The organism is Vibrio owensii CAIM 1854 = LMG 25443 (assembly GCF_000817815.1).
GTDB lineage: Bacteria > Pseudomonadota > Gammaproteobacteria > Enterobacterales > Vibrionaceae > Vibrio > Vibrio owensii.
This window is the reverse complement of sequence record NZ_JPRD01000059.1, coordinates 14,206-35,727: the sequence shown is the minus strand read 5'-3', so window position 1 is coordinate 35,727 and position 21,522 is coordinate 14,206. Positions and strand designations below refer to the sequence as shown.

The window sequence follows — 21,522 nt, the reverse complement described above, 5'->3', positions numbered from 1 at the left end:
AATTGGGAGTCCATATACAGGATGACGGATGTTGGTAGATACGTTGCTCGCGATATCCTTATATTTGGTATGTATCCAAAGTTGGGTCATTCCAGCGAGTCCAAGCGAGACTAGGAATCTGCTAACCACTCGCTGGGAAATAGCGATAGCCTCAGGACTTAACAGCACTCGGTGAGTAGATCCTGAATCACTTCGTTACTCGTCGTTTAGGGTGACCGGTTCTAAATAAAAATGCCGCTCCTAGCAAGGTGAGCGGCATGCTTCGTTTCCCGTTTCCCGTTTCCCGTTTCCCGTTTCCCGTTAATTCAATTCCACGTTCTTCATCTCAGGATGCTTCAATAACATCACGCGAATCCAGTGGTGTACCACCCACATCACCATTGCGGTCAGTAGCACTGCTACGAATATCGAACTGAATCGGTACAAGATGGAGAAGAACGCGTCTTTCTGCTCAGGCACTAATGACGTGGTCAGTGGAACAGACAGGGCAGACATCGCCGAGAACGCAATGGCGGCTTTGACTTGTCCTTTCGTTAGCCACAAACAGAATGGCCCCATAGCGATAGTAAACGCTAGCCAGAACAGCAACCCATGACCAAACCAACTGCCCAAGATTAACTGCACCGCCATACCCGCGATACAACCTAGCGCTGTGCCAATGATACGGATTTTCGCCATGGCCATTGAGCCCGCTAGTGTCATTGGCGTTAGGATGATAAGGATCGAAGCTTGTGCCGAAAGTGAATCGTACAAATCACCAATTTGGAACACCAAAAACGCCGCCATCGCTACCACCCAACCCATAGCGACTTGGCTGATGTAGTCTATGTCGCTTTTTACAGGCGTAGTCATTTCTGTTTGCAAGATCTTCGATTCCGGCTCAGGGAATAGCCAATAGGCGAGGGCACAGACGAAAATATTACTGAACGAAATCACCCAAAGGTTGACGTTGAACTCTTCAATATCCATGAAGTCGTAGCTCGCGAAGTTGAGCACGATCGAGCCAACCAATAACCCCATGTAACCAAACAAGTAGGTTTTTGGGTTCATCATCGCGATGCATTTAAACAGCATCATAATGCCTACTGCCGCGAACATCAGAGTAGGATGGAACTGTAAGTATTCGAGAATAAAGGTGGCTTGAACCGTGGTCCAAACTGCCGAGAACAGCACCATCAATACCAGTGGCAGACTGAAGTGGTCCATACGGCCGAGCACGAACAGTGGCAGCATGACGGCAAAGAAACCGTAAGACCAACCAAAGATCATGCTCAACGCCAAACCCATTGAGCAGCCGAACCAAATGCGTAAGGTTTTCATCGCAGCCGCCTAGTAGATAAAGTGGAACCAGCTAGCAAGGTAGATTTGAACTTGTGCCATCATTGCCCAGAACGGACTGTTGTCTGGGTAAAGGACGATAGTGGCACGAGAACCGACGAACAGAGAGGAAGGCAAGGCTTCTTCACTAGTAAGGTTCACGCGAGTTCGCTGCGCATCACGTACCCAACGGTTGTTCACTTCGACCTTGGTCAGTGCGCCGTTTGGAGTTTGTTGTGCGGCCGCAACACCGTAATCTCGGCTCGATAATTCGAAGTCGTACACAGAACCAGGGTTAGCATCGAACGCCACCATTGCATGGTAGTCTTTGCTTACTCCCGCCACAGACTTCTCGCGGAAATCCGCTGCCACCCACATTGAGCCTGTTGGGACAAACGTGAGCAATGGCATGTTGGTGTTTGCCATGGTGCCGACTTCCAATTGCAGATTCGTTACCACGCCATCACTTGGAGCTAGGACTGCGGTGTTGGTTAGGTCTAGCTGTGCCTTCTCAATGCCATTTTTCGCAATTCGGACTGCTGTGCTTTGGCCTTTTTTGTCACCAAGTTGTGCTTCAATCACTTTCAAGTTTTGTTGTTCTGCTTTGAGCGCAGCTCGCGATACTTGGTTTTGTGCGAAAGCGTTGTCCAAGGTGGATTGAGAAATTACTTTCTGTTTCGACAGCTTTTGCAAACGTGAGTATTCGCGGTGTGCGTTATTGTAGGTCGCTTCTGCTCGCGCAATGTTCGCCAATGCCGCTTCGCGTTGTGAGTAAAGAGTGGCCTCTTTTTCGTAAGCTGATTGCAGTGACAACTCTGCTTGCTCTAGGGCAATTTTGTATTTGCGGTCATCGATTTTGAATAGCACATCGCCTTTGTGTACCGACTGGTTGTTGTCGATAAGCACGTCGGTCACTTTGCCGGAGACTTCTGGCGCGACTTGCACTACATAACCCTGAACTCGCCCTTCGGTGGTGATTGGCGCGTGACGGTCTGCAATGATGATGTAGAAAAAGAGTACAATGAACAGGACAATAAGTGTTCGCATCCAGTGTTTGAATTTATGATCCGCTGTCATAAGAGATACCTGAATTTATGGCGCTAACAAGCAAATAAGACAGGCGATTATAGAGAAGTTGGTCACAGTTCAGTAGAATGACATTAAGTGCATGAATGACCTAAAAGTAGGACAATGAACGTAAGTTTTGATGATCTTCATCTGTTTAGCCAAACCGTTGTACACGGAGGCATCAGTGCTGCCGCAGACGCTAACCAATTACAGCGATCCAAAGTGAGCCGCAGACTACAGGAATTGGAAAAAGCGCTAGGCTGCCAATTGCTGATTAGAACCACGCGAACCATTGAGTTGACGGAGCACGGCAAGCGTCTGTTTGAGCTGGTGGGACAACCGATTGAGCATATTCAGCAAGGCTTGAATGTAATGCACGAATATCAACAAGAACTGACGGGCAAAGTGCGCGTCGCGATTCCGTCTGCATTGATGAGCTCAGCCGCGTTTAACTGGATCATTAACGAATACACCACGCGCTACCCTGAGATGTCGGTGGAGATTGAGAATCACCAAGAGAGTGTCGACCTCAAGCGTCAGGCGTTTGATCTTCAGCTTCTTCCTAGCGTGGCGAAAGTGTCGGACGACAGTTATGTTCAATTCAGCTTGTTGCCTTACCGCAGTCATTTTGTGGCGTCTAAAGCCTACCTAGAGGCGCATTCACCATTAAAAACCATGGAAGATTTAAAGCATCATCGTTTGCTCACCAACCGTTACAACGCGGACTTACTCGACTCTGAACTGCATGTGGCATTGAAATCAGATGATTTGAATTTGCTTCGCTCTATGGCGATCGCAGGCAACGGTATTGCGTTTATCCCTCAAGTGCATTCCAAGCCGGCATTGGAAGACGGCATGCTGGTGGAAGTCCTGTCAGAGTTTACCCATCCTAAGCAGCACCTGACTTTGATTTATCCATCTAATCTGTTTTTGCCGAACAAGGTAAAAGTGCTGATTGAACTGTTTCGAGAGCGATTCAAATAGCGTGAGCGGACAATAACTTTGCGAATTTGCCCATCTGATTATCCTGCGCTTCTGGTACATTCGTTTTATTCAAAGGCTTGAGCTGAGTGATGCTCAAGCCGCTCACAGGAGATGAGAATGTTATCAAAAAACACCACCGGACTGATTGTTGTCGATGTTCAAGGTAAGCTGGCAACGCTCATGCACGAAAGCGAAGCCCTGATTGAAAGCACCACCAAGTTAGTCAAAGGCGCAAAAGTGCTTAACTTGCCGATTGTTTGGTTGGAGCAAAACCCAGATCGCTTAGGGCCAACGGTTGAGCCGATTCGTGAAGTGCTCGCGAAAGATCACTTACCCATCGCCAAGTACACCTTTGATGGTTGCAAAGAACCGACATTCAAACTCGCGGTAGAAAACGCCAAAGTCGACACTTGGTTAGTTTGTGGTATTGAAGCGCACATTTGTGTGTATCAAACCGCGGTGTCGCTACGTCAAATGGGTTATCGAGTGGAGTTAGTGACCGATTGTGTCTCTTCTCGAACGCCAGCGAACAAAGCCTTAGCACTTGCAAAACTGACCGCGAATGGCGTTGGTCTAACGGGCGCCGAAATGTGTTTGTATGAAATGGTAGAAGATTGCCGAGCACCAGAGTTTAAAGAGATCTTAGGGCTCATTAAATAGCACAATCGCAGCCGTAGACAATTGTTACAGTGAAACATGGCAGAGACAAAGATGGAACTGAGAGCATTTGAAAAGGAAGATTACGAGGCACTCATCCGCTGGATTGATTCAGACAAATTGAACTACCAGTGGGGAGGCCCAAACTTTCATTTCCCTTTGAATTTTGAACAAATCTCTGTTCATTGTGCCAAACCTGAAGTCTTCCCGTTTATCCTTATTTGCGACGGAAAGAAGGCGGGGTATGTTGAGCTGTTCAAAGTCTCAGATTCACACTTTCGAATTTGTCGCGTGTTCATTGCTAACGCGTTTCGGGGGCAAGGGATTTCAAAGGTCATGCTCACGCAGCTTATCGAACTGTCTCAAACTCAGCATCATGCTCAAGTCTTGTCGTTGGCGGTGTTTGAGCGTAATACTGTCGCGAAGAATTGCTACGAGTCGCTTGGTTTCAAAGTGACTTCTCATGAATCAGGAACCCGTTGTTTTGATAACGAGGTTTGGGATCTTTTACTCATGGAAAAGCGACTGTAGAAAAGGTTTAAAGCTGGAGAAAGGCCATTAGAGCTTCGCTTCTAGCTCACTTTGGGTATGTGTTAGGGATTAAGGATGACGAATGGAAATTAGAGAAGTAAAAGACACGGATTCAGCTCAAATTGTTGAAATATATAATTACTATGTGGAGTCCACGTCGATTTCTTTTGAGGAAGAACCGATTTCCGTCGAGGTGATGCAGCAACGAATAGAAGAAGTGCTGAGTTTAGGCTTACCTTGGTTGGTAGCCGAGGTCGACGGCCAAGTATTGGGATACGCTTATGCCAATAGATGGAAGCTGCGCTCTGCTTATCGCTTTACCGTTGAACCTTCTATCTACGTGAAGCAGGGCATCACCAGCAAAGGCATTGGCAGCACTTTGTATTCACACTTGCTCGATAACCTGAAAGAGAAACAGATTAAGAACGTGATTGGTGTGATTACGTTGCCTAATGAGTCGAGCATCCGATTGCATGAGAGGCTGGGTTTCAAGAAGGTAGGGGAGTTTCCTAATATCGGGCTCAAGTTCGGCGAGAAGAAGTCTGTCGGGTATTGGCAGTTGGAATTGAATGCGTAACCTCGAACTTTAAAATCTCCTCCCTTGGTAACCTGATTATTTTAAACAGCTTACCAAGGGAAATCGGCCTCTTGTGCTGACTTAGGCATCCATGTTCTTATTCGATGATCGCTTGCTAGAGGACAGCGCCGCTTGTGTTTCTTCCAGCCCTTCCGCTTCATATTGATAGCCCGAGTTCATGCTCATGTCTTTGTACTTCACCAGCATCTTTTCAATGATCAGAGATTGAATGCGAAGGGCATCTTTCCCAAGCTTTGCAGCAATAAATTCACTGAGTGCTTTCACCGTCACTTTGTGCTTTTGCGCGTTTGATTCGGTTCCGGTTTTGACTTCAATCACCATGTCCTGCTCTTTCTGAGCAATTTGCGTCAGATGTGCTGTGAACCGCTCGTTGTAAACCTGAGATGTTGGGCTTAAACGGAGTTTGTTGATTCTTGGGTACTGACTCGCCAATTCATCCCTAAGTTTTTGGTGCAGCTTTAAGTCTTTTAGAGCAATCGATTTTTGCTGATTGATGCTGTTGAAGAACTTCATATCGTTAGAGACATCAATGTCTTCGGAAGAAGAGATAAACGCAGGGTCAAACAACACATTGCGGTTGAGCATGGTGAACTGCTCGATTGGTCGGCCTTTAACTGCGCCCTCGTTGAGCAACCCTTTCGGCGCTTTTGAGCCTTTTTCGTAGGTGTCTCCACTTGTTACACCAAGCGAGATATACAAGGTGGTGTCATCTTTTACTTCCGATGTGGCTTCTTCCGCCGCGGAGATAAGATCCATTTCAGACATCAACACATTGCAGTCCATCATGGTGACTTTTTTGAGTTGCTTGAGTTTGCAAAAATCGACGACGGCCTTTCTTGTTGCACCAAAACCAACGGTGCCAGATTCGAACGCCCATCCAACCAAACCTACGCCAGCCGCTTGAAGTAATGTACCTATTTGCTCGTGATATAAGTTCAGCTCGCTTTGGTGCACAAACAAGTACACGGGTCTGTCGCTGCCTTCTGTGTACCAATATAACTCTTCCAGTTTTTCTTTGATCTTAAACTCTTTCGGCATACCGACGGAGGGAACGATTAAAGCAGTGCCTGTGGTGGATTGAGGCTCTAGTCTTACTTCAAAATGAGAGGCGCTTGGTGTCGTTGATTGTTGGCTTTGTTGTCGAGTTTGCACCGGACTTGGATCGTGAATTTGTCGGCGGTAGTAAACACGCTCCAGTTCGCGGTAGTTATTCAAAATCTGATCGACACTGACAGGTTCATACTTGAGCGCACCTGTGTTGTCGTTTACCACGTAGCGGTAGTTAAAGCGTATAAGCGCTTCAGCGGCTTTGTCTGCGATGATGAGGTTGTTCGCTTCAACGTGGTTTTGCCAATCTCGTTGAAACGCTTCCCACTTGTCGGCGTTTTCTTTTGTCTGATCCTCACGCGAGCGCTTAGTCGCAGAACCTCCTTGTGAGGAGTTGGAGGCATCATTCTTTCTTTTATTCGCTTGGCTTGAGGAAGCCGCCGAAGTGTTCGTTTCACCGTACATGCGTGTGTTCACTTATTTTGAATATGAGTGATGAGGGAGACTCTCCCTCAAGTGGCATCTTGATTTGCCTTGTCGATCAGCAAGCTATAAAAACTAGACCGAAGATAGGCTGGTTATGTGCGTCAACTGTATGTCGTCTTCGACGAAAGATACGGCCACTCGCAATACGCGGCTTTCAATTTTCTGCACATTCAATACTGGCGTGTTTTGCGACAATCCTGCGTGATTAAATATATTGATCACTGAAGAGGGCTGCGTTAAGTCCGAATATTCCCCCCACACATCGCGTTTTGCGTACTTTCCCCAAACGTCTCCGAGCGGGTAGGCTTGGCCAACAGCAAAGGTGTCTTGAGGACATATTTGCTCAGCATTGGTCGCTTTTTGTGGTTGTTGAGCCGCACTGACATTCAACACATCACCAACTTTGAGTGCGATAGGATCGCTTTCATAGCTTGGATTAAGCTTGAGCAATGCTTTTGCAGACAACCCATATTGAGGCGCAACATCCGTCCAGAGTTCCTGCGTCCCATCGTCGTTGGTACTGACTTTATGGGTCTTCGCTTTGCTTGTTTCGTTGTTCGATTGTGTCGTCGTACTTTCTCTTGGTAACAAAGACTGTTTCACAATCGCTTTAAGGGCAGCGATATCAATGAGCGTTGCATTTTGCTCTAACCAAGCCGGGTTAATCTCGGCAAGCTCATCGTTGGTGAGCTTCTCTTGGCGGTAGAAAATATGCTGGGGTGCGGCTTTCTTACCCTCAATTGCGACCGGCACCAGTATGGTGCTGAATGTTTTGGAGCTGGCCAGTATTTCTGTAATGCCATGGGCGTTGGAAGTGGTCATTTGCCAAGAAAACTTGTCGTTACCAAGAATGGCCATTTCATGCATTAACTTTCCATCATGGAAATAATAGTAAAAGCCTTGGGCTGCCCATCCCAGTAGACCTTTGGTCTCGACGGCAGGAATAAAAGGAATGAATTCAGCATTGGTACATTCACTGCCGAGCGGTTTTGGCGTGACAGTGTATTTTTGTTGTAAGCCGACGTCTTGAAAAAGTTCGTGTAAAAGGGTTTTGTCTTCGGCTTCGAAACATGCTGCTGATAATACGGTACAGGGCGACGGTTGGGTTTTCTCTAATTTTCCCCAGCGTTTAATAAGCGGTTCTTTTGCCGTTTTTGCCAGAGAAAAGACACCCGGTCGAAGTGTATTTAAATCGTCTTTTGGCGCATGGATTTTAATTCGACATTCGAATTCCGCCTCAGCCTGAGATTGATAGTCATGGACTAACGAGCAGTAGCTTACTGGCGCACTGTTCTGCGAACTGGATTGGTTACTTGTGTTCGAATGATGGCTAGCGGTTGAGTGTTTGTCTGACGTAGTTGACGTGGATTCGATAAGTGGCGAGTAGCCAGCTCCCCTCACACGTGTTGATGTTGGATGCTTCATTAATATCGTCTCTTGGATTTAATTGGTGATAGCTTAGCGGCAAATAAAAGAATGCACTATAGACAAAACAACCAATTCTTTTTGCTTAGTTACTAAATCTATAGTCAGAACGAAAGTCACGCAGGGTAAGGTGTTTAATGATAATAATGTTTATTAAAATGAGGGATGGTGCAATAAATAATATTAATGCGAAGGATGGGTAGATATATTGATGGTTTATTTTAGGAAAGCATGAAGCGCTAATTATTGGTTATTAATGGCGAAAGCTTAATAACTAGCAGTTAAGAACTGACAGTTAATAACCGATAGCGAATCATAACCATTAACCAGCGCTGTGGCCTATTGGAAGAACCAATAAGCTTACTCAAACTCTCTTTGGTATCTCGGCAACATGGATTCATTGCCAAGTAATCCACCTTGATGGATGTAAATCAACGTCTTATCTTCATTTTCTGCCAACCATGGCTGCAAGCATTGCCACATGTAAGGGTCATACAGCAGATCGAATTCTAGGTTGGTTTGATCGTAGAGTGCATTCCACGTCTCGTAATCGCTTTGATATAAACGACCGAAATGGTGCTTATCGCGTACCGACAAAATGGTTGGGTGATTGTCTGTTTCTAGCGTGTTGAATTGTTCAGTGAGGTATTGAGCATCACCGACACAAGCACAGGTAACAACCTCGATTCCGTGTGGCTTCAAATGTTTACTTAAGTAAAGCGCAGTGGTTCCGGTTCCTGATGGCAAGGCCACGACAAACTGTTTTTTGCCTTCAAGGCGAGTCCAATCAAGAAGCTCGCGCGCTAATTGCTTTACTCCAGCTTCGGCAATCTTCGCTTTACCGCCTTCTGGAACCACCAAGGTCGTGTCGTCCAAGCCACGAACCTGTTCAATATATTCGGTTGGATGCAAAGCGGATTCAATGTCCTGCATCGCCGTGATACTCATACCTAAATCAAGCGCACCACGATAGTTGCCGATAGGGGAGTCTTTAAGCCAAGACGGAATGTGTTGAACGTAGAACTCGAAATTCCAGCCTTTGATTTGCGCCAGAGCGGCAAGCGAGTACATTGCGTTGGATTGGGCAGAGCCATAACTGATTAGGGTTTTGATGTCGCTGTTCTGCGTTTCCATCAACGCCATAAACTTACGTGCTTTGTTCCCAGAAAAGTGAGAATGCAGCATGTCATCACGCTTAAGAAAAAACGTATGACCGTTGAAGTTGTGTTGAGTTATCGGGCTTTCAGAGAGTTTCATGCTACTGCTGACGTGTCCAACCACGCGACCTTGCCGTTAAAAAGGGCGCGTAGTGTAACGCCATTAAACCCAGATAAAAAGTCTGGGTTTCAGTACATCCATTTCGGTTATTCCTGATGTTTTGGCCGCTTTGGTTTCAGGGGATTCAATTCCACGGCTCGCCTTTCTGCTTCAAGCCACGTACACTACGCCGCTTATTTCAACTCAATCAGAAGGCTTGGTTTTGCAAACTCTAGAACAATTAAAAACAGGACAATTAGTAGGAACGAAACAACTGAAGTTGGCGGAAGGGCTAACTGAGTTTCCTATGGAAATTTTAGAGCTTGCAGAAACGCTTGAAGTGTTAGATTTATCTGGTAACGCACTGTCAGATTTGCCACCAGAACTGGAACAGCTGACCTCGCTAAAAATCATCTTTGCTTCCAACAACCAGTTCACCCATCTGCCAGAGGTCTTGGGTAAATTGCCAAACCTTGAGATGGTTGGGTTTAAAACCAACAAGATTAAAGTGGTGCGTGAAGCCTCACTACCAACTCAGTTACGTTGGTTGATTCTGACCGACAACGAGATTGAAGTTCTGCCAAACAGTCTGGGTGAAAGACCACGCCTAAGAAAGCTTGCATTGGCGGGCAATCGCATCAAACAACTGCCAAACAGCATGGAAAACTTGGTCAATTTAGAATTGATTCGTCTCTCTGCGAACCAGTTAGAGCACTTCCCGGATGTGTTGATGAAGCTGCCTAAATTGGCATGGTTTGCTTTTGCAGGTGACCCATTCTGCAAACACCCATCATCGTTAGACAGCGTGCCGAAAGTGACGACAAACAGTTACTCACTTAACCATGTTCTTGGCCAAGGTGCGAGTGGTGTGATTTCTCATGCTAACTGGACTGACGCTCAATACGACTTCCCGAACGAAGTGGCAGTGAAAGTGTTCAAGGGTGAAGTGACCAGTGACGGCTACCCACATGATGAACTTGAAGCATGTTTGCAAGCCGGGCATCACAACAACTTGGTGAAATCCATCGCGCAAGTGGATGACGGTAATGAGTTTGCTTTGGTGATGGAGCTGATCCCAAACAGCTACTACAACTTAGGCTTGCCGCCAATGCAGGAAACTTGCACTCGAGATACATTCCCAAAAGGGTTTACGCTAACGGTCGAGCAAGTGAATTCTATTGTGGAGCAGATGGTGGACGTGTTTAATCACCTGCACGACAACAAGGTGTGCCATGGCGATTTGTATGCGCACAATACTTTGGTGAATGACCAAGGTGAGATGATCTTCGGCGACTTTGGTGCAGCGAGCATTTACGGCTATTTATCGGACGAGCAGCAAGCGGCAATCAGAACGATTGAATCGAGAGCGCTGAAGTACTTTATCGAAGATATGTTTTCTGTGTGTGAAGCGTCGGAATCGACATCGCAAGCATTCAATCGACTAGCAGCACTTGCAGCATAAGATTTCATTCAATTGAATCAAAAAGAGGTATCGAGTTGCTCGTTTTGAGACTGAGCAAAGTCGATACCTCTCAATTAAATTAGGTACTGAGGAAGTTACTCTGAGCAAGCCTCTTGATGCTCTGACGCAAGATCAATAACCGCCTCACAACCACCTTCTGGATGTGTGCCAATCTTAAATTGCCAGCCATAGCGTTGGCACAAATCGTCCACAATCATCAAACCTAACCCGTGCCCATCAGAGTGCGGAATGGTCGAAAAGCCTTCGCCTTCATCGCGCACCGAGATGGTGTTTTCATCCATATTGATATGAATTGATCCCGAAGGTGTCGCAGCGATGCCGTTGCGAATCAGGTTGCCAAGAATAATGGTTAGCACGGCATTGGTCGCGCGCGTTCTTGGATTACCGTCTATCTGTACATCAAAGTTGAGTGCTTTCTCATCCGCCTGAGCTTGGCTTTGGAAGATGATTTGGTTGAGCTCTTCCTCGGTGATGCTGCGTACTGGTGAATCATCTGCATTACGCTCGTAACGTACTAAGCCGAGTAGGGCATCCACCATGGTCGACATCTGCTGCGTTGCATCTTGAATTCGGTTCACTTGGCGGGTTTGGAAATCCGTGTTCGCACTTCTCGCCAGTAAGCTGCTTGAGCCTTTCATCACGGTTAACGGTGTACGCAGTTCATGACTCGCGTATCGTGCAAAGGCTTGCTCGCGCTTGATGACTTGGTTGATTTTGTGGCGGTACTCATTCAACTCATCTGCAAGAGTTTGGAACTCTTTGGCTGAACCTTCTGGCACACTGAAAGTTTGCGTGGCATCTCCTTGGTGATGATCGAGTTGAGTTTTGAGCGCATTGACGGGTTCAATTAAGCGCTGTGACAAACGCAGCAGCAGGCTACCAAACAGAAACACCAGCACGGCGACAATCGACAACACCATAGCGACAACGAGAATGAATTCCTCTGAGGTGATCTCGATTTCATCAATCAAGGAAACCAAAATCACAGGATGTTCAACGCCTTTGTAGGTGTAAGTACTCATGTAAACCATGCGCGAGTATTCACCATCTTCTACTTCATCAAGAAAGTGCTTTTGACCTATTAGGTATTTTTGGTAGCGCTCGGCAACCAATGAGATGTCGTTGTATGCGGTGGTGAGCAGGTCAAGCTGAATACTGCCTTGCTCTGGGTGGGACTGGAAATGTTCAATCGCTTCTTTTTTGTCGACCATAATACGACGCTCGCCCACGCGGTCTTCAGACCAAAGCAGGGAGCCGGTAATCAACAAAAAGCAGAAGATGCCAATCACGACCGACACAAAAGAGAAAAACAGAGCGAGCCGCCCTGTCATACTTTGTGTGCTTTGCGTGCTAGCAAGTAAGCGATTGATCATGCAACTGTCTCCAAGCGGAAGCCAACTTTCGGCACGGTGATCAGCACATGTTGTTCAAATGGCTTATCAAGTTGGTTGCGAAGTTGGTAAATGTGGCTGCGCAGAACGTCGTTGTTCGGCTCGTTCTCTTGCCATAGTTGGAAGGCGATTTCTTCACGTGTTACTACGTCTGGCGCGCTTTTCACAAGCATTTCCAGAATGGTGTAAGTGGTTGGGTTTAGCGCCAACAGTTTATCTTGGCGGTAAGCTTTACGCGTTTTTTGGTCGATAGAGACTTCGCCGTATTCCAACTTACTCGACGCGACAGTACCACGGTAACGTCGGATCAGCGCCATCATACGCGCTTCTAGAATATCCAAGTCGAAAGGTTTGGTCAGATAGTCATCCGCACCGTGTTGGAAGCCTTTGAGCATATCGTCACGGCTATCAAGTGCAGTCAGCATAAGCACTGGTGTGTTGTTGCCCGCGTCGCGAAGTTTATTACACATGGTCAGGCCATCCATGCGTGGCAGCATGAGGTCGAGCAAGATGATGTCGAAGGTGTTTTCCATCGCCAGTTTCAAGCCGAGCTCGCCGTTGTCTGCATAATCGAGTTCCATACCTGCACACTCAAAATAATCGAACAGCATGCCTGCGATTTCTCGATTATCTTCGACTAAAAGTACGCGTTTCATGTATTTCTCTCCAAGTGGGCGGGTTTTCGAAAATAAGACTTCGTCTTAACCGAACATTATTCACTAAGAACGTGAAAAAGATGTCAACAACATCTCTTTCACATTGATGTTTGTAGACTGGATTCATTCATCGGATTTAGTGGAAGAGTAGCATGTCAACCTTCAACATTCACGCTGCAACCTTTTCAAAGGTGAGCCAACACACTGAGCCTAAAACAGTTTTGTCTGTTGTGGTGCCATTCTTTAACGAGCAAGAAGTCTTGCCTGAATTTCATCGTCGTTTAGCCGCCGTTTTGGATGAAATGCCAGAACGCTGCGAAATCGTCTATGTCGACGACGGCAGCAAAGATGACAGCCTAATGATCGCGCAAAACTTTTCTCAATCTTCTAGCGACGTTCGTTGTATTGCACTAAGCCGTAACTTTGGCAAAGAGTCCGCCATGAGTGCGGGTCTGGAACACTGCCAAGGTGAAGCGGTGATTGTGATTGATGCCGACTTGCAAGACCCACCGGAGTTAATCCCGCAAATGGTATCAAAATGGCGTGAAGGGTATGACGTGGTGAACATGCAGCGCAGCGAACGCCACGGTGAAACTTGGTTCAAGCGCTTCTCGGCCGCTTGCTTTTACAAAGTGCTCAATAGCATGGCGAAATTAGATGTGCCTGAGAACGTGGGCGATTTCCGTCTACTGAGCGCAAAAGTGGTTAAACACATCAATGCGTTGCCAGAGCGTAACCGATACATGAAAGGTATTTTCTCTTGGCCGGGTTTCAAGCAAGTGACGGTTCAGTTTGAGCGTGACGCTCGTTTCTGTGGTGAGACCAAATGGAACTACCTCAAGCTAATTGGCCTTGCAATGGACGGCATTACCTCGTTTTCCATTCGCCCTTTGCGCTTAGCGACACTTGCTGGTGCATTAGTGGCGTTCAGTGCCTTTATCTATGGCGCGTTCATAGTGATGAAAACTGTTGTGTTTGGTGAGCCTGTCACTGGCTACCCATCCATGATGGTCGTCCAACTTGCCTTGGGCGGTGTGCAACTGCTGTCGATTGGCCTTTTGGGTGAATACATTGGCCGCATTTTTGTCGAGACCAAGCAACGTCCTCTTTATCTTGTTCAGTCTGTTTACGAGCAGCCTGCAAAACATCAATCCATCCAAACCATGAAGTTTAAACTGGGAGAAACCGCGTAATCATGAGTATTAATAAAACCCATTTGTGGTTGTTGTTGGCGTTTGCTCTTTTACTCCGTCTTATTTCACTTGCCGCTTACCCTTTGATGGACCCCACAGAAGCCCGCTACGGCGAAATGGCGCGCTTAATGGTGGAAACCGGCAATTGGCTTACCCCACAGTTTGATTACGGCGTGCCTTTTTGGGGGAAGCCACCGCTGTTCACGTGGATGAGTGCTTACGGCATTGAGCTGTTTGGATTGAATGAATTTGCAGTGCGCGCACCTCATTGGTTAGCGGGTGTTGCGACGATTGTTTTTGTTGCTTTCATGGCGCATCGCGCTGGCTTTAATGCAATCATCGCAGCGTTGGTATTGGCGACCTGCGGCATCTTTTCAATTGCGGCGGGTGCGGTGATGACAGACATGGCACTGACGTTGGCAATGACGATGGCGATGGTCGGCTTTTACTACTGCTGGCTTGGCAAAGACAGACACAGCCGATTGTGGGGTTACCTCGGTTTCTTTGGCTTGGCTTGCGGGCTGTTAGCAAAAGGTCCAGTGGCGATCGTGATCATGGGTATCGCAGTGTTTCCTTGGCTTGTGATTCAGCATGGCTTCTTTGGTGCCTTCAAAGCCTTGTGGCAGCGTTTTCCAATTGTATCGGGTTTGGCGCTCATGCTGGCGATTGCTCTACCGTGGTACATCATGGCTGAAATGGCGACGCCTGGATTTATTGATTACTTCATTGTTGGCGAGCACTTTAAGCGTTTTGTTGTCAGCGGTTGGGAAGGGGACCTGTATGGCTCTGCTCATGATCAACCACGTGGGATGATCTGGGTATTCTGGCTGCAATCGGCTGCGCCTTGGTCAATTGTCTTGCCTATCTTGGCGTGGAAACGTCGTAAGGTGCTCAAAGCCATTGAAACCGATCATCAAGGTCTGTTTAGCTTCCTGATGTGTTGGCTGATTTCACCAATGATCTTGTTCACCATGGCTGGGAATATTTTGCCTGCTTACGTACTACCGGGTGTGCCTGCATTGGGTATCTTGATTGCAATGCTGGTGGATAAACACGATTTCAAATGGCTGACCGGAACGGCAGCAGTGTTGCCAGCCCTGCTTATGATTGCGATGTTGGTTTTGAATATGGGCAAAGCAGATAGCCGCAGCGACCGCATCATCTTCGCGCAAATTAATGACAACGCTCCGGTCTTTTATATTGGTAAGCGCCCGTTCTCAGGCCAATTTTATAGCCATGGTCAGGCGAAAAAGCTTGAAGACAAGAATGACTTAAACAATCTGAAGAAATTCCACCTGATTGGTAAATCGCAGCAAGTGGATAGCATGATTCATGAAAATGCGTTGAGTTGTACCAATGAGTTCACAGCAAAATCGAAACGCTCACTCTACACCTGTGTGGTTGGGTAACGGAATGCGCAAATTAACAAAGTTTGCTTCGTTAGAAAGGTTTGCTCTGGTAGGTGGTGTCGGCTTTATGATCGACACCCTTATCTTTTCTGTGTTGTTCCATTGGTTTGGTCTGGAGCTGATGCTGGCTCGTGGGATAGCATTTTTGTTTTCAGCAACCACGACTTGGCTTGGCAATCGCTGGCTGACTTTCTCTCAAGCAGAAAAAACCAACCCTTTCGCTCAATGGCAAAAATTTATGGCGAGTGCCTGTATCAGTGCTTTGCCGAACTTTATTGTGTTCAAAGGCGTAACGCTCTCGTTAGGGACGCAAGGAGTGATGGTCTATTTGGCTTTGATCTTAGGCATATTGGCAGGCATGGTGAGCAATTATTTTCTCAGTGCAAAATGGGTGTTTCGCCAAGGGTAAGTAGGATGAGTTGTCGAGAGTGACGATAATTCCATTTAAAACAGGGAGATGGATGAAATTTAAGTGTGACCTATGTCACGTATTGAGTAATCTGTCTCTTTCTATCCATGCGCTCTGATATCTCTCTATTTTCATATAAAAACCATTTTATTATTAAGGGTTAAGTTCTATAAATACAAGAGCTTAGGCTTTCTTCTGATGCACTTTATTTATTGTGCGGCTCATACTTAGAAAATATAAAACCGCTCTCTGCCGTAACTCTGTTAATAATGCAGATCTTTCTGTTCTCTTTCTGTTCATGTTTTGGCGTCTTCTATTCACTTCTGTTGTTTAAAATCCACGAAATTTCAAAAGCTAACGCCAATTTATCATCAGTCATAGAGGCTAATATGTTTAACAGTATACGTACGCGAATTGCAGTGAGTGCGGGTGGAGCAATGGCTTTCACTTTGTTGATTGCAATGGGCATGACCACCAACGCTTTCACGGATGTGAACAAGCAAATTAACGAAAAAGTGAAAGCGCAATTGACCCATGCGACCAACACAGATCTGCAAAATACTGCGATTCAGCAAGGTTTGAATATCGCTAACCAGCTTGATCCTGTTTTGGCAAATCTAAAGCAAGCGCGCTCTATTATTGAGTTAAGCGCAGAACGTAACGCAAGCGCAGACCTTATTGTTAAACAGTTTACTGCCGCGCTAGAGGCTCAAAATAAAGCCGTATTTGCTGGCTACATGGTTTGGCAAGATAAAACATGGCCACAGCAAGTGACGTTCAACGCAGAAGACGGGTTTAACAGCCAAGGTTATCTTGCGCCGTTTTTCTCGCCTAACGAGCACGATAGCTTTGATGCGGTCGCCATGGAAAGCTTCAGCAATACAGAACTCAACAGCAATGGTGAGCGCAAAGATGATTGGCACCTTATGCCTTACGAAACGGGCAAGACGTTTGTCATGGAGCCTTACTTCTATCCAGTAAGAGGCAAACAAGAGCTGATCACGACCATCAGCCAACCCATTAAGCAGGATGGCAAAATCATCGGTTCTTTGGGCTTCGATTTGTCGCTGCATGAGCTGCAAAGCCAGAGTGAACGTTTTGCGCATAACTTATTTGATGGCGAAGGCAAAATCCTTATCACGTCTTGGAAAGGCATTACGCTCGCGAACAGCCGTGCCGCCGATATGGTCGGTAAGAAAGTATCGTCTGAGCTTGCTGCAGAATGGTCAAACATCCAGTCTATTGCGAAACGTGATGGCGCAGGTTTGGTGACCTTTGGTGGTGATGAATACGCGATCACGGCTATCGATACGAGTGATGCACCGTGGGTAGTCATGGTGTCAGTTCCCAGCAACCACCTTACAAAAAGCGTCGACGACTACCAACAATGGAGTGATGACCAGAATTCAGAAGCGCTTGAAAAAGGTATCTGGGCGGGGATCATCGCTGCTCTTCTAGGCATTGCTGCAATGGCATTTATTGCAAGCTCGCTTGGTAAAGTTTTGAACAACTTGGTTGAACGTTTCAAAGACGCTGCACAAGGTGAGGGTGATCTGACTTACCGCATTGAAGTGAAAGGCAAAGATGAAACCGCGCAACTGGCGCATTGGTTCAATACTTTCCTATCGCGTATGCAAGAGATGCTGCTGACTGTGATGGCAACGGCAGACCAAGTCGATAAGAACGCCACAGAAGGCCAGACGCGTGCCGCAGCTTCTCGTGACCAATTGAATGCTCAAGTAAATGAGGTGAACTCGCTAGCAACCGCGATCAATGAAATGAGTGCCACAGCGCAAGAGGTCGCGAACTCAGCGGTTCAAGCGGCAGCAGCTGCAAGCCAAGTACAAAGCAACAGCTTGAACGGCATGACACGCATGGATAATGCTGCAAATGCGGTAGATAGCTTGGCAATGCAAGTGAACGATGCGCAGCAACAAACACAGAACTTGGTCGATTCCAGCACGGCGATTCAAGGCATTCTGAGCGAGATCGGTGGTATTGCAGAACAAACCAATCTATTGGCTCTGAACGCTGCAATTGAAGCGGCTCGCGCAGGTGAGGCAGGCCGAGGCTTTGCAGTCGTTGCCGATGAAGTTCGTAATCTGGCCAATCGTACTCAAGGCTCGACAGAAGAAATCCGCGCTATGCTAGCTCGACTAGAGCAAGAGACGCAATCTATCGTAGTGCTGATGGAGCAAAGCCAAAAACAAGCCATCGATACTAAGGGCGAGACTCAAGCAGCGCATTTGGCTCTGTCTGAAATCAACCAAGCGATTGAAGTCATCAATGACATGAACAACCAAATCGCTTCGGCAGCAGAAGAGCAAAGCTCAGTATCGGAAGAGATTAACCGTAACGTCGTGATCATCAACGACACGGCGGTAGAGGTGATGGATACGATGACTTCTTCAGTAGAAATCAGCAACGAGTTGACGGTAAAAGCGAGCGATCTTCACGGCGAACTGAGTAAGTTCAAGCTGTCTTAATCGTCTCTTTTATTGAGTCTCCCTTACAAGCCGAGTGCATTATGCGCTCGGCTTTTTTGTTGGTGCCGATAACACTAACCCAAACTATTCAATTCAACTTTTCCTTCTTTCGTTGCGTCTTTTTGAAAATGACTTCGTCTTATAGGCATGGAACGGAATTAAGTGAAGTGTGCATGGTGATGTTTTATTCATCTAATGCCTTTTTGAGAGTGCTGTAATTGACGCCGATTTTATAAATCAAGTTGCGCTTCAAATTGATTATTACCGTACGCGGTTTTTACTGGGTTTTGGAACTTGTTCTAGATCATTAAAGTGTTCAAAAACGCAATCTTTGATTTTAAATATTTAAACTTTGATGTGGTTTAAGAAATTAAACCTGACTCATATGTTTTTGGTGATCTTGTTCAACTATTGTGCGTGATTTCGATCAATTCTTGGTAATCTGTTGGTGTTTTAAGCGTATTTTTTAGGTTTACAGAAGTTTACTCTGTATTGCTGAACTCACCCGAAAGGAGTAGTTTGCAGTCATTGAGTTCAAAAATGTAAACCGAAATGATGAGTGTAAAGCAAGTTCGATTCACCGACGAAGACAGAGAATGTTTAAGCAACTACTTTCGTTTAGCAGACACGATTGCCGATTTGATCGGACCGTACTGTGAAGTGGTTATTCATTCATTTGAAAGCCTAGAAAATTCAGTCGTGAAGATCGTGAATGGTCATCATACCGGGCGTGAAATTGGTTCGCCAATCACCGATTTGGGCTTACGTATGTGGAGCACATTCGAGAAAACGGGCGAAGTCTCTCCGAAGAGCTATTTCACCAATGCTGCCGATGGCTCGCTACTGAAATCGACCACGTGCATTTTGGCTGGCCCGGAGCAAAAGCCAATTGGCATGCTGTGCATCAACATGAACTTATCTTTCCCATTCCCAGAAATCGTCAAGACGCTGATGCCACAGTGTCACGTATCGCAAACCTTGGTGAGTGAAACCTTCAGCAATAACGCGAACGACGTGATTAAGCAGGCACTGAGCGCTGCCATGCAAGAGGTGGATCAAGACGAGACGGTTTCCGCAAAAGGTCGTAACAAAGCCATTATTCGTTGTTTGTTTGATAACGGCGTGTTTGAGCTAAAAGAGACGACCACACAAGTATCAGAGCAACTTGGGATCAGCCGTCAGGCGGTCTACAAGTTTATCCGTGAATTTAAATCAGAATAAAACTAATAACTTAGGAGTTATATCGTGAAACAGATCATTGCCACTGAACAAGCACCTGCCGCTATCGGTCCTTACTCTCAAGGTACGTCTTACGGCGACATGGTTTACACATCAGGCCAACTACCACTGGTTCCAGAAACCATGCAGTTTGTTGAAGGCGGTATCAAAGAGCAAGCTCGTCAGTCTCTAGAAAACTTAAAAGCGGTTCTAGAAGCAAGCGGTGCTGGCCTAGACACAGTATTGAAGACGACATGCTTCCTATCAGATATGGAAAACTTCGCCGCATTTAACGAAGTGTACACAGAGGTATTTGGTACAGAAAACGCACCAGCTCGCTCTTGTGTTGAAGCAGCAAGACTACCAAAAGACGCATTGGTTGAAGTTGAAGCCATTGCATACAAAAAGTAACCGATTTTCGGACATAAATGGGTATCAATAGGAGATTCTCATGAGCGTTTCATTTATTGGATTGAGCATCCTGTTCTTTGGGTTCTACGCATTGCTTGCGAACTTCAAAAAACAAAAGAAAAGCTTTAACTTCCGCGTACTGAGTGCGCTTGCTGCTGGCCTGTTATTCGGCGGTGCGATTCAGCTCGTATTCGGTGTAGGCAACGTTGCAACGGCAGGTTTTGCTGAACTGATTTCTGTGTTCGGTAAAGGCTACATCAAGCTTCTACAAATGATCGTAATCCCGCTAGTATTTGTGGCGATGATCTCTTCGATCATGAACGTAGAAGGCGGTGGTGCACTATCGCGCATCGCACCAAAAATCATCGGTATTCTACTTTTCACTTGTGCTATCTCTGCGGCAGTGGGCATCGCAAGTATTTACCTATTCGGTATCGATGCTAACGCGCTAGTCAGCACTATCGGCACTAACAGCGCTATCGAAGCGCGTGGTGACTCTCTGATTGCAACCCAAGATGCGATGGCGAGCAGCGGCCTGTCAGGTATGGCGCTGTCTATCATCCCAACCAACATCTTTGACATGCTAACGGGCTCTCAACGTACGTCGACGCTATCAACGGTATTGTTCGGTATGTTCCTTGGTTACTGTATCCTGCAAGTGAAAAACCGTAAGCCTGAGAAAGTGCAAAACTTCGTTGATTTCATCAACTCTGCAAAAGAAGTCGTACTTTCAATGGTACGTGAGATTCTGAAGCTGACGCCTTACGGTGTATTCGCTCTGATGACCACGTTCATGATGACAAACGATTTGTTCGCACTAGCAGAAATGGGTCGCTTCCTACTAGCAAGCTACGTGGCAATCGGTGTAATGTTCGCTATCCACTTCGTGATGGTGTCTATGTTCGGTCTGTCTCCTGCGAAGTTCATGAAGAAAATCTGGCCAGTGCTAGTATTTGGCTTCGGTTCTCGCTCAAGCATGGCGGCAATCCCACTAAACGTTGAAACTCAAACTCAACGTCTAGGTGTGGACGAAGAAACAGCAAACATGTCTGCAACATTCGGTACCAGTATCGGTCAGAACGGTTGTGCGGGTATCTACCCAGCAATGCTAGCTATCATGGCGGCTCAAGTAATGGGCATGCCAGTTGACCTAGGCTTCATCCTACAACTGATTGCTGTAATCGCGATTGCTTCATTCGGTATCGCAGGTGTTGGTGGTGGTGCAACGTTCGCAGCAGTAGCGGTGCTAACTATCATGGGTCTAGACATTACGGTTGTGGCGATTCTGGTTTCTATCGAAGCGCTTATCGACATGGCTCGTACCGCGCTTAACATCTCTGGCTCAATGTTGTCAGGTGTACTAACCGCGAAGAAGAATGGCTCACTAAACACTGAGCAATACAATGCTGACGTTACTGCAACAGTAACGAAAGAAGCAGCAGTGTAATTTCCAAACTTAATAAAGAGCACCCAACGAGGGTGCTCTCCGTTTTTCC

The 21,522-nt window shown here is 46.5% G+C and carries 19 protein-coding genes; 12 read left to right on the top strand and 7 right to left on the bottom strand.

The genetic code is table 11. From position 1 onward, the window contains the following. Positions 1–300: 300 nt before the first annotated feature. The gene (locus H735_RS26175) at positions 301–1,320 is read right to left on the bottom strand and encodes a DUF2955 domain-containing protein (RefSeq protein ID WP_020197915.1); all 1,020 of its coding nucleotides are present in this window, start codon (positions 1,318–1,320) and stop codon (positions 301–303) included. Positions 1,321–1,329: 9 nt separating this feature from the next. Next, positions 1,330–2,394: an HlyD family secretion protein gene (locus H735_RS26170; RefSeq protein WP_009706953.1), complete on the bottom strand. Its 1,065-nt coding sequence runs from the start codon at positions 2,392–2,394 to the stop codon at positions 1,330–1,332. 114 nt (positions 2,395–2,508) lie between these two features. Here H735_RS26170 and H735_RS26165 point away from each other — a divergent pair, with 114 nt between their 5' ends. The 4 genes from H735_RS26165 (at position 2,509) to H735_RS26150 (ending at position 5,134) form a co-directional block, all read left to right on the top strand. Further along, positions 2,509–3,369: a LysR family transcriptional regulator gene (locus H735_RS26165; protein WP_020197914.1), complete on the top strand. Its 861-nt coding sequence runs from the start codon at positions 2,509–2,511 to the stop codon at positions 3,367–3,369. A gap of 117 nt (positions 3,370–3,486) precedes the next feature. After that, positions 3,487–4,029, top strand: coding sequence for a hydrolase (locus H735_RS26160; RefSeq protein ID WP_020197913.1), 543 nt, complete (start codon positions 3,487–3,489; stop codon positions 4,027–4,029). Between the two features lie 51 nt (positions 4,030–4,080). Further along, positions 4,081–4,557, top strand: a complete 477-nt coding sequence (locus H735_RS26155; RefSeq protein WP_027726848.1) for a GNAT family N-acetyltransferase — start codon at positions 4,081–4,083, stop codon at positions 4,555–4,557. A gap of 82 nt (positions 4,558–4,639) precedes the next feature. Continuing rightward, complete coding sequence (locus H735_RS26150; protein WP_020197911.1) at positions 4,640–5,134, top strand: GNAT family N-acetyltransferase; 495 nt, start codon at positions 4,640–4,642, stop codon at positions 5,132–5,134. Positions 5,135–5,215: 81 nt separating this feature from the next. On the opposite strand, the gene H735_RS26145 is transcribed toward H735_RS26150, so the two are convergent. From H735_RS26145 to H735_RS26135, 3 genes are all read right to left on the bottom strand, one after another. After that, complete coding sequence (locus tag H735_RS26145; protein WP_020197910.1) at positions 5,216–6,667, bottom strand: hypothetical protein; 1,452 nt, start codon at positions 6,665–6,667, stop codon at positions 5,216–5,218. Between the two features lie 93 nt (positions 6,668–6,760). Further along, positions 6,761–8,113 (bottom strand): LysM peptidoglycan-binding domain-containing protein, encoded by a 1,353-nt coding sequence (locus tag H735_RS26140; protein WP_020197909.1) that lies wholly within the window; start codon positions 8,111–8,113, stop codon positions 6,761–6,763. 360 nt (positions 8,114–8,473) lie between these two features. Next, positions 8,474–9,370 (bottom strand): 1-aminocyclopropane-1-carboxylate deaminase/D-cysteine desulfhydrase, encoded by an 897-nt coding sequence (locus H735_RS26135; protein WP_020197908.1) that lies wholly within the window; start codon positions 9,368–9,370, stop codon positions 8,474–8,476. Positions 9,371–9,593: 223 nt separating this feature from the next. Here H735_RS26135 and H735_RS26130 point away from each other — a divergent pair, with 223 nt between their 5' ends. After that, positions 9,594–10,832 carry a leucine-rich repeat-containing protein kinase family protein gene (locus H735_RS26130; RefSeq protein ID WP_020197907.1) on the top strand — a complete coding sequence of 413 codons (1,239 nt, stop codon included), beginning with the start codon at positions 9,594–9,596 and terminating at the stop codon, positions 10,830–10,832. Positions 10,833–10,927: 95 nt separating this feature from the next. On the opposite strand, the gene H735_RS26125 is transcribed toward H735_RS26130, so the two are convergent. Both H735_RS26125 and H735_RS26120 read right to left on the bottom strand, forming a co-directional pair. Continuing rightward, on the bottom strand, positions 10,928–12,226 hold the full coding sequence (locus H735_RS26125) for a sensor histidine kinase (RefSeq protein WP_020197906.1): 1,299 nt from the start codon (positions 12,224–12,226) through the stop codon (positions 10,928–10,930). After that, positions 12,223–12,900 (bottom strand): response regulator transcription factor, encoded by a 678-nt coding sequence (locus H735_RS26120; RefSeq protein ID WP_020197905.1) that lies wholly within the window; start codon positions 12,898–12,900, stop codon positions 12,223–12,225. The genes H735_RS26125 and H735_RS26120 overlap by 4 nt, the downstream gene beginning before the upstream one ends. Before the next feature lie 152 nt (positions 12,901–13,052). On the opposite strand from H735_RS26120, the gene H735_RS26115 reads away from it, so the two are divergent. From H735_RS26115 to H735_RS26085, 7 genes are all read left to right on the top strand, one after another. Next, positions 13,053–14,093, top strand: a complete 1,041-nt coding sequence (locus tag H735_RS26115; protein WP_020197904.1) for a glycosyltransferase family 2 protein — start codon at positions 13,053–13,055, stop codon at positions 14,091–14,093. A 2-nt stretch (positions 14,094–14,095) separates the two neighbouring features. After that, the gene (locus H735_RS26110) at positions 14,096–15,502 is read left to right on the top strand and encodes an ArnT family glycosyltransferase (RefSeq protein ID WP_020197903.1); all 1,407 of its coding nucleotides are present in this window, start codon (positions 14,096–14,098) and stop codon (positions 15,500–15,502) included. 4 nt (positions 15,503–15,506) lie between these two features. Beyond that, entirely contained in the window at positions 15,507–15,911 is a 405-nt protein-coding gene (locus H735_RS26105; protein ID WP_020197902.1) for a GtrA family protein, read from the top strand. A 389-nt stretch (positions 15,912–16,300) separates the two neighbouring features. Beyond that, positions 16,301–18,397 (top strand): methyl-accepting chemotaxis protein, encoded by a 2,097-nt coding sequence (locus H735_RS26100; protein ID WP_020197901.1) that lies wholly within the window; start codon positions 16,301–16,303, stop codon positions 18,395–18,397. Between the two features lie 552 nt (positions 18,398–18,949). Next, positions 18,950–19,618, top strand: a complete 669-nt coding sequence (locus H735_RS26095; RefSeq protein WP_005434997.1) for a helix-turn-helix transcriptional regulator — start codon at positions 18,950–18,952, stop codon at positions 19,616–19,618. A gap of 24 nt (positions 19,619–19,642) precedes the next feature. Next, positions 19,643–20,026 carry a RidA family protein gene (locus tag H735_RS26090; RefSeq protein ID WP_005434996.1) on the top strand — a complete coding sequence of 128 codons (384 nt, stop codon included), beginning with the start codon at positions 19,643–19,645 and terminating at the stop codon, positions 20,024–20,026. A 40-nt stretch (positions 20,027–20,066) separates the two neighbouring features. Beyond that, positions 20,067–21,473: a cation:dicarboxylate symporter family transporter gene (locus H735_RS26085; protein WP_020197900.1), complete on the top strand. Its 1,407-nt coding sequence runs from the start codon at positions 20,067–20,069 to the stop codon at positions 21,471–21,473. Positions 21,474–21,522 lie beyond the last annotated feature (49 nt).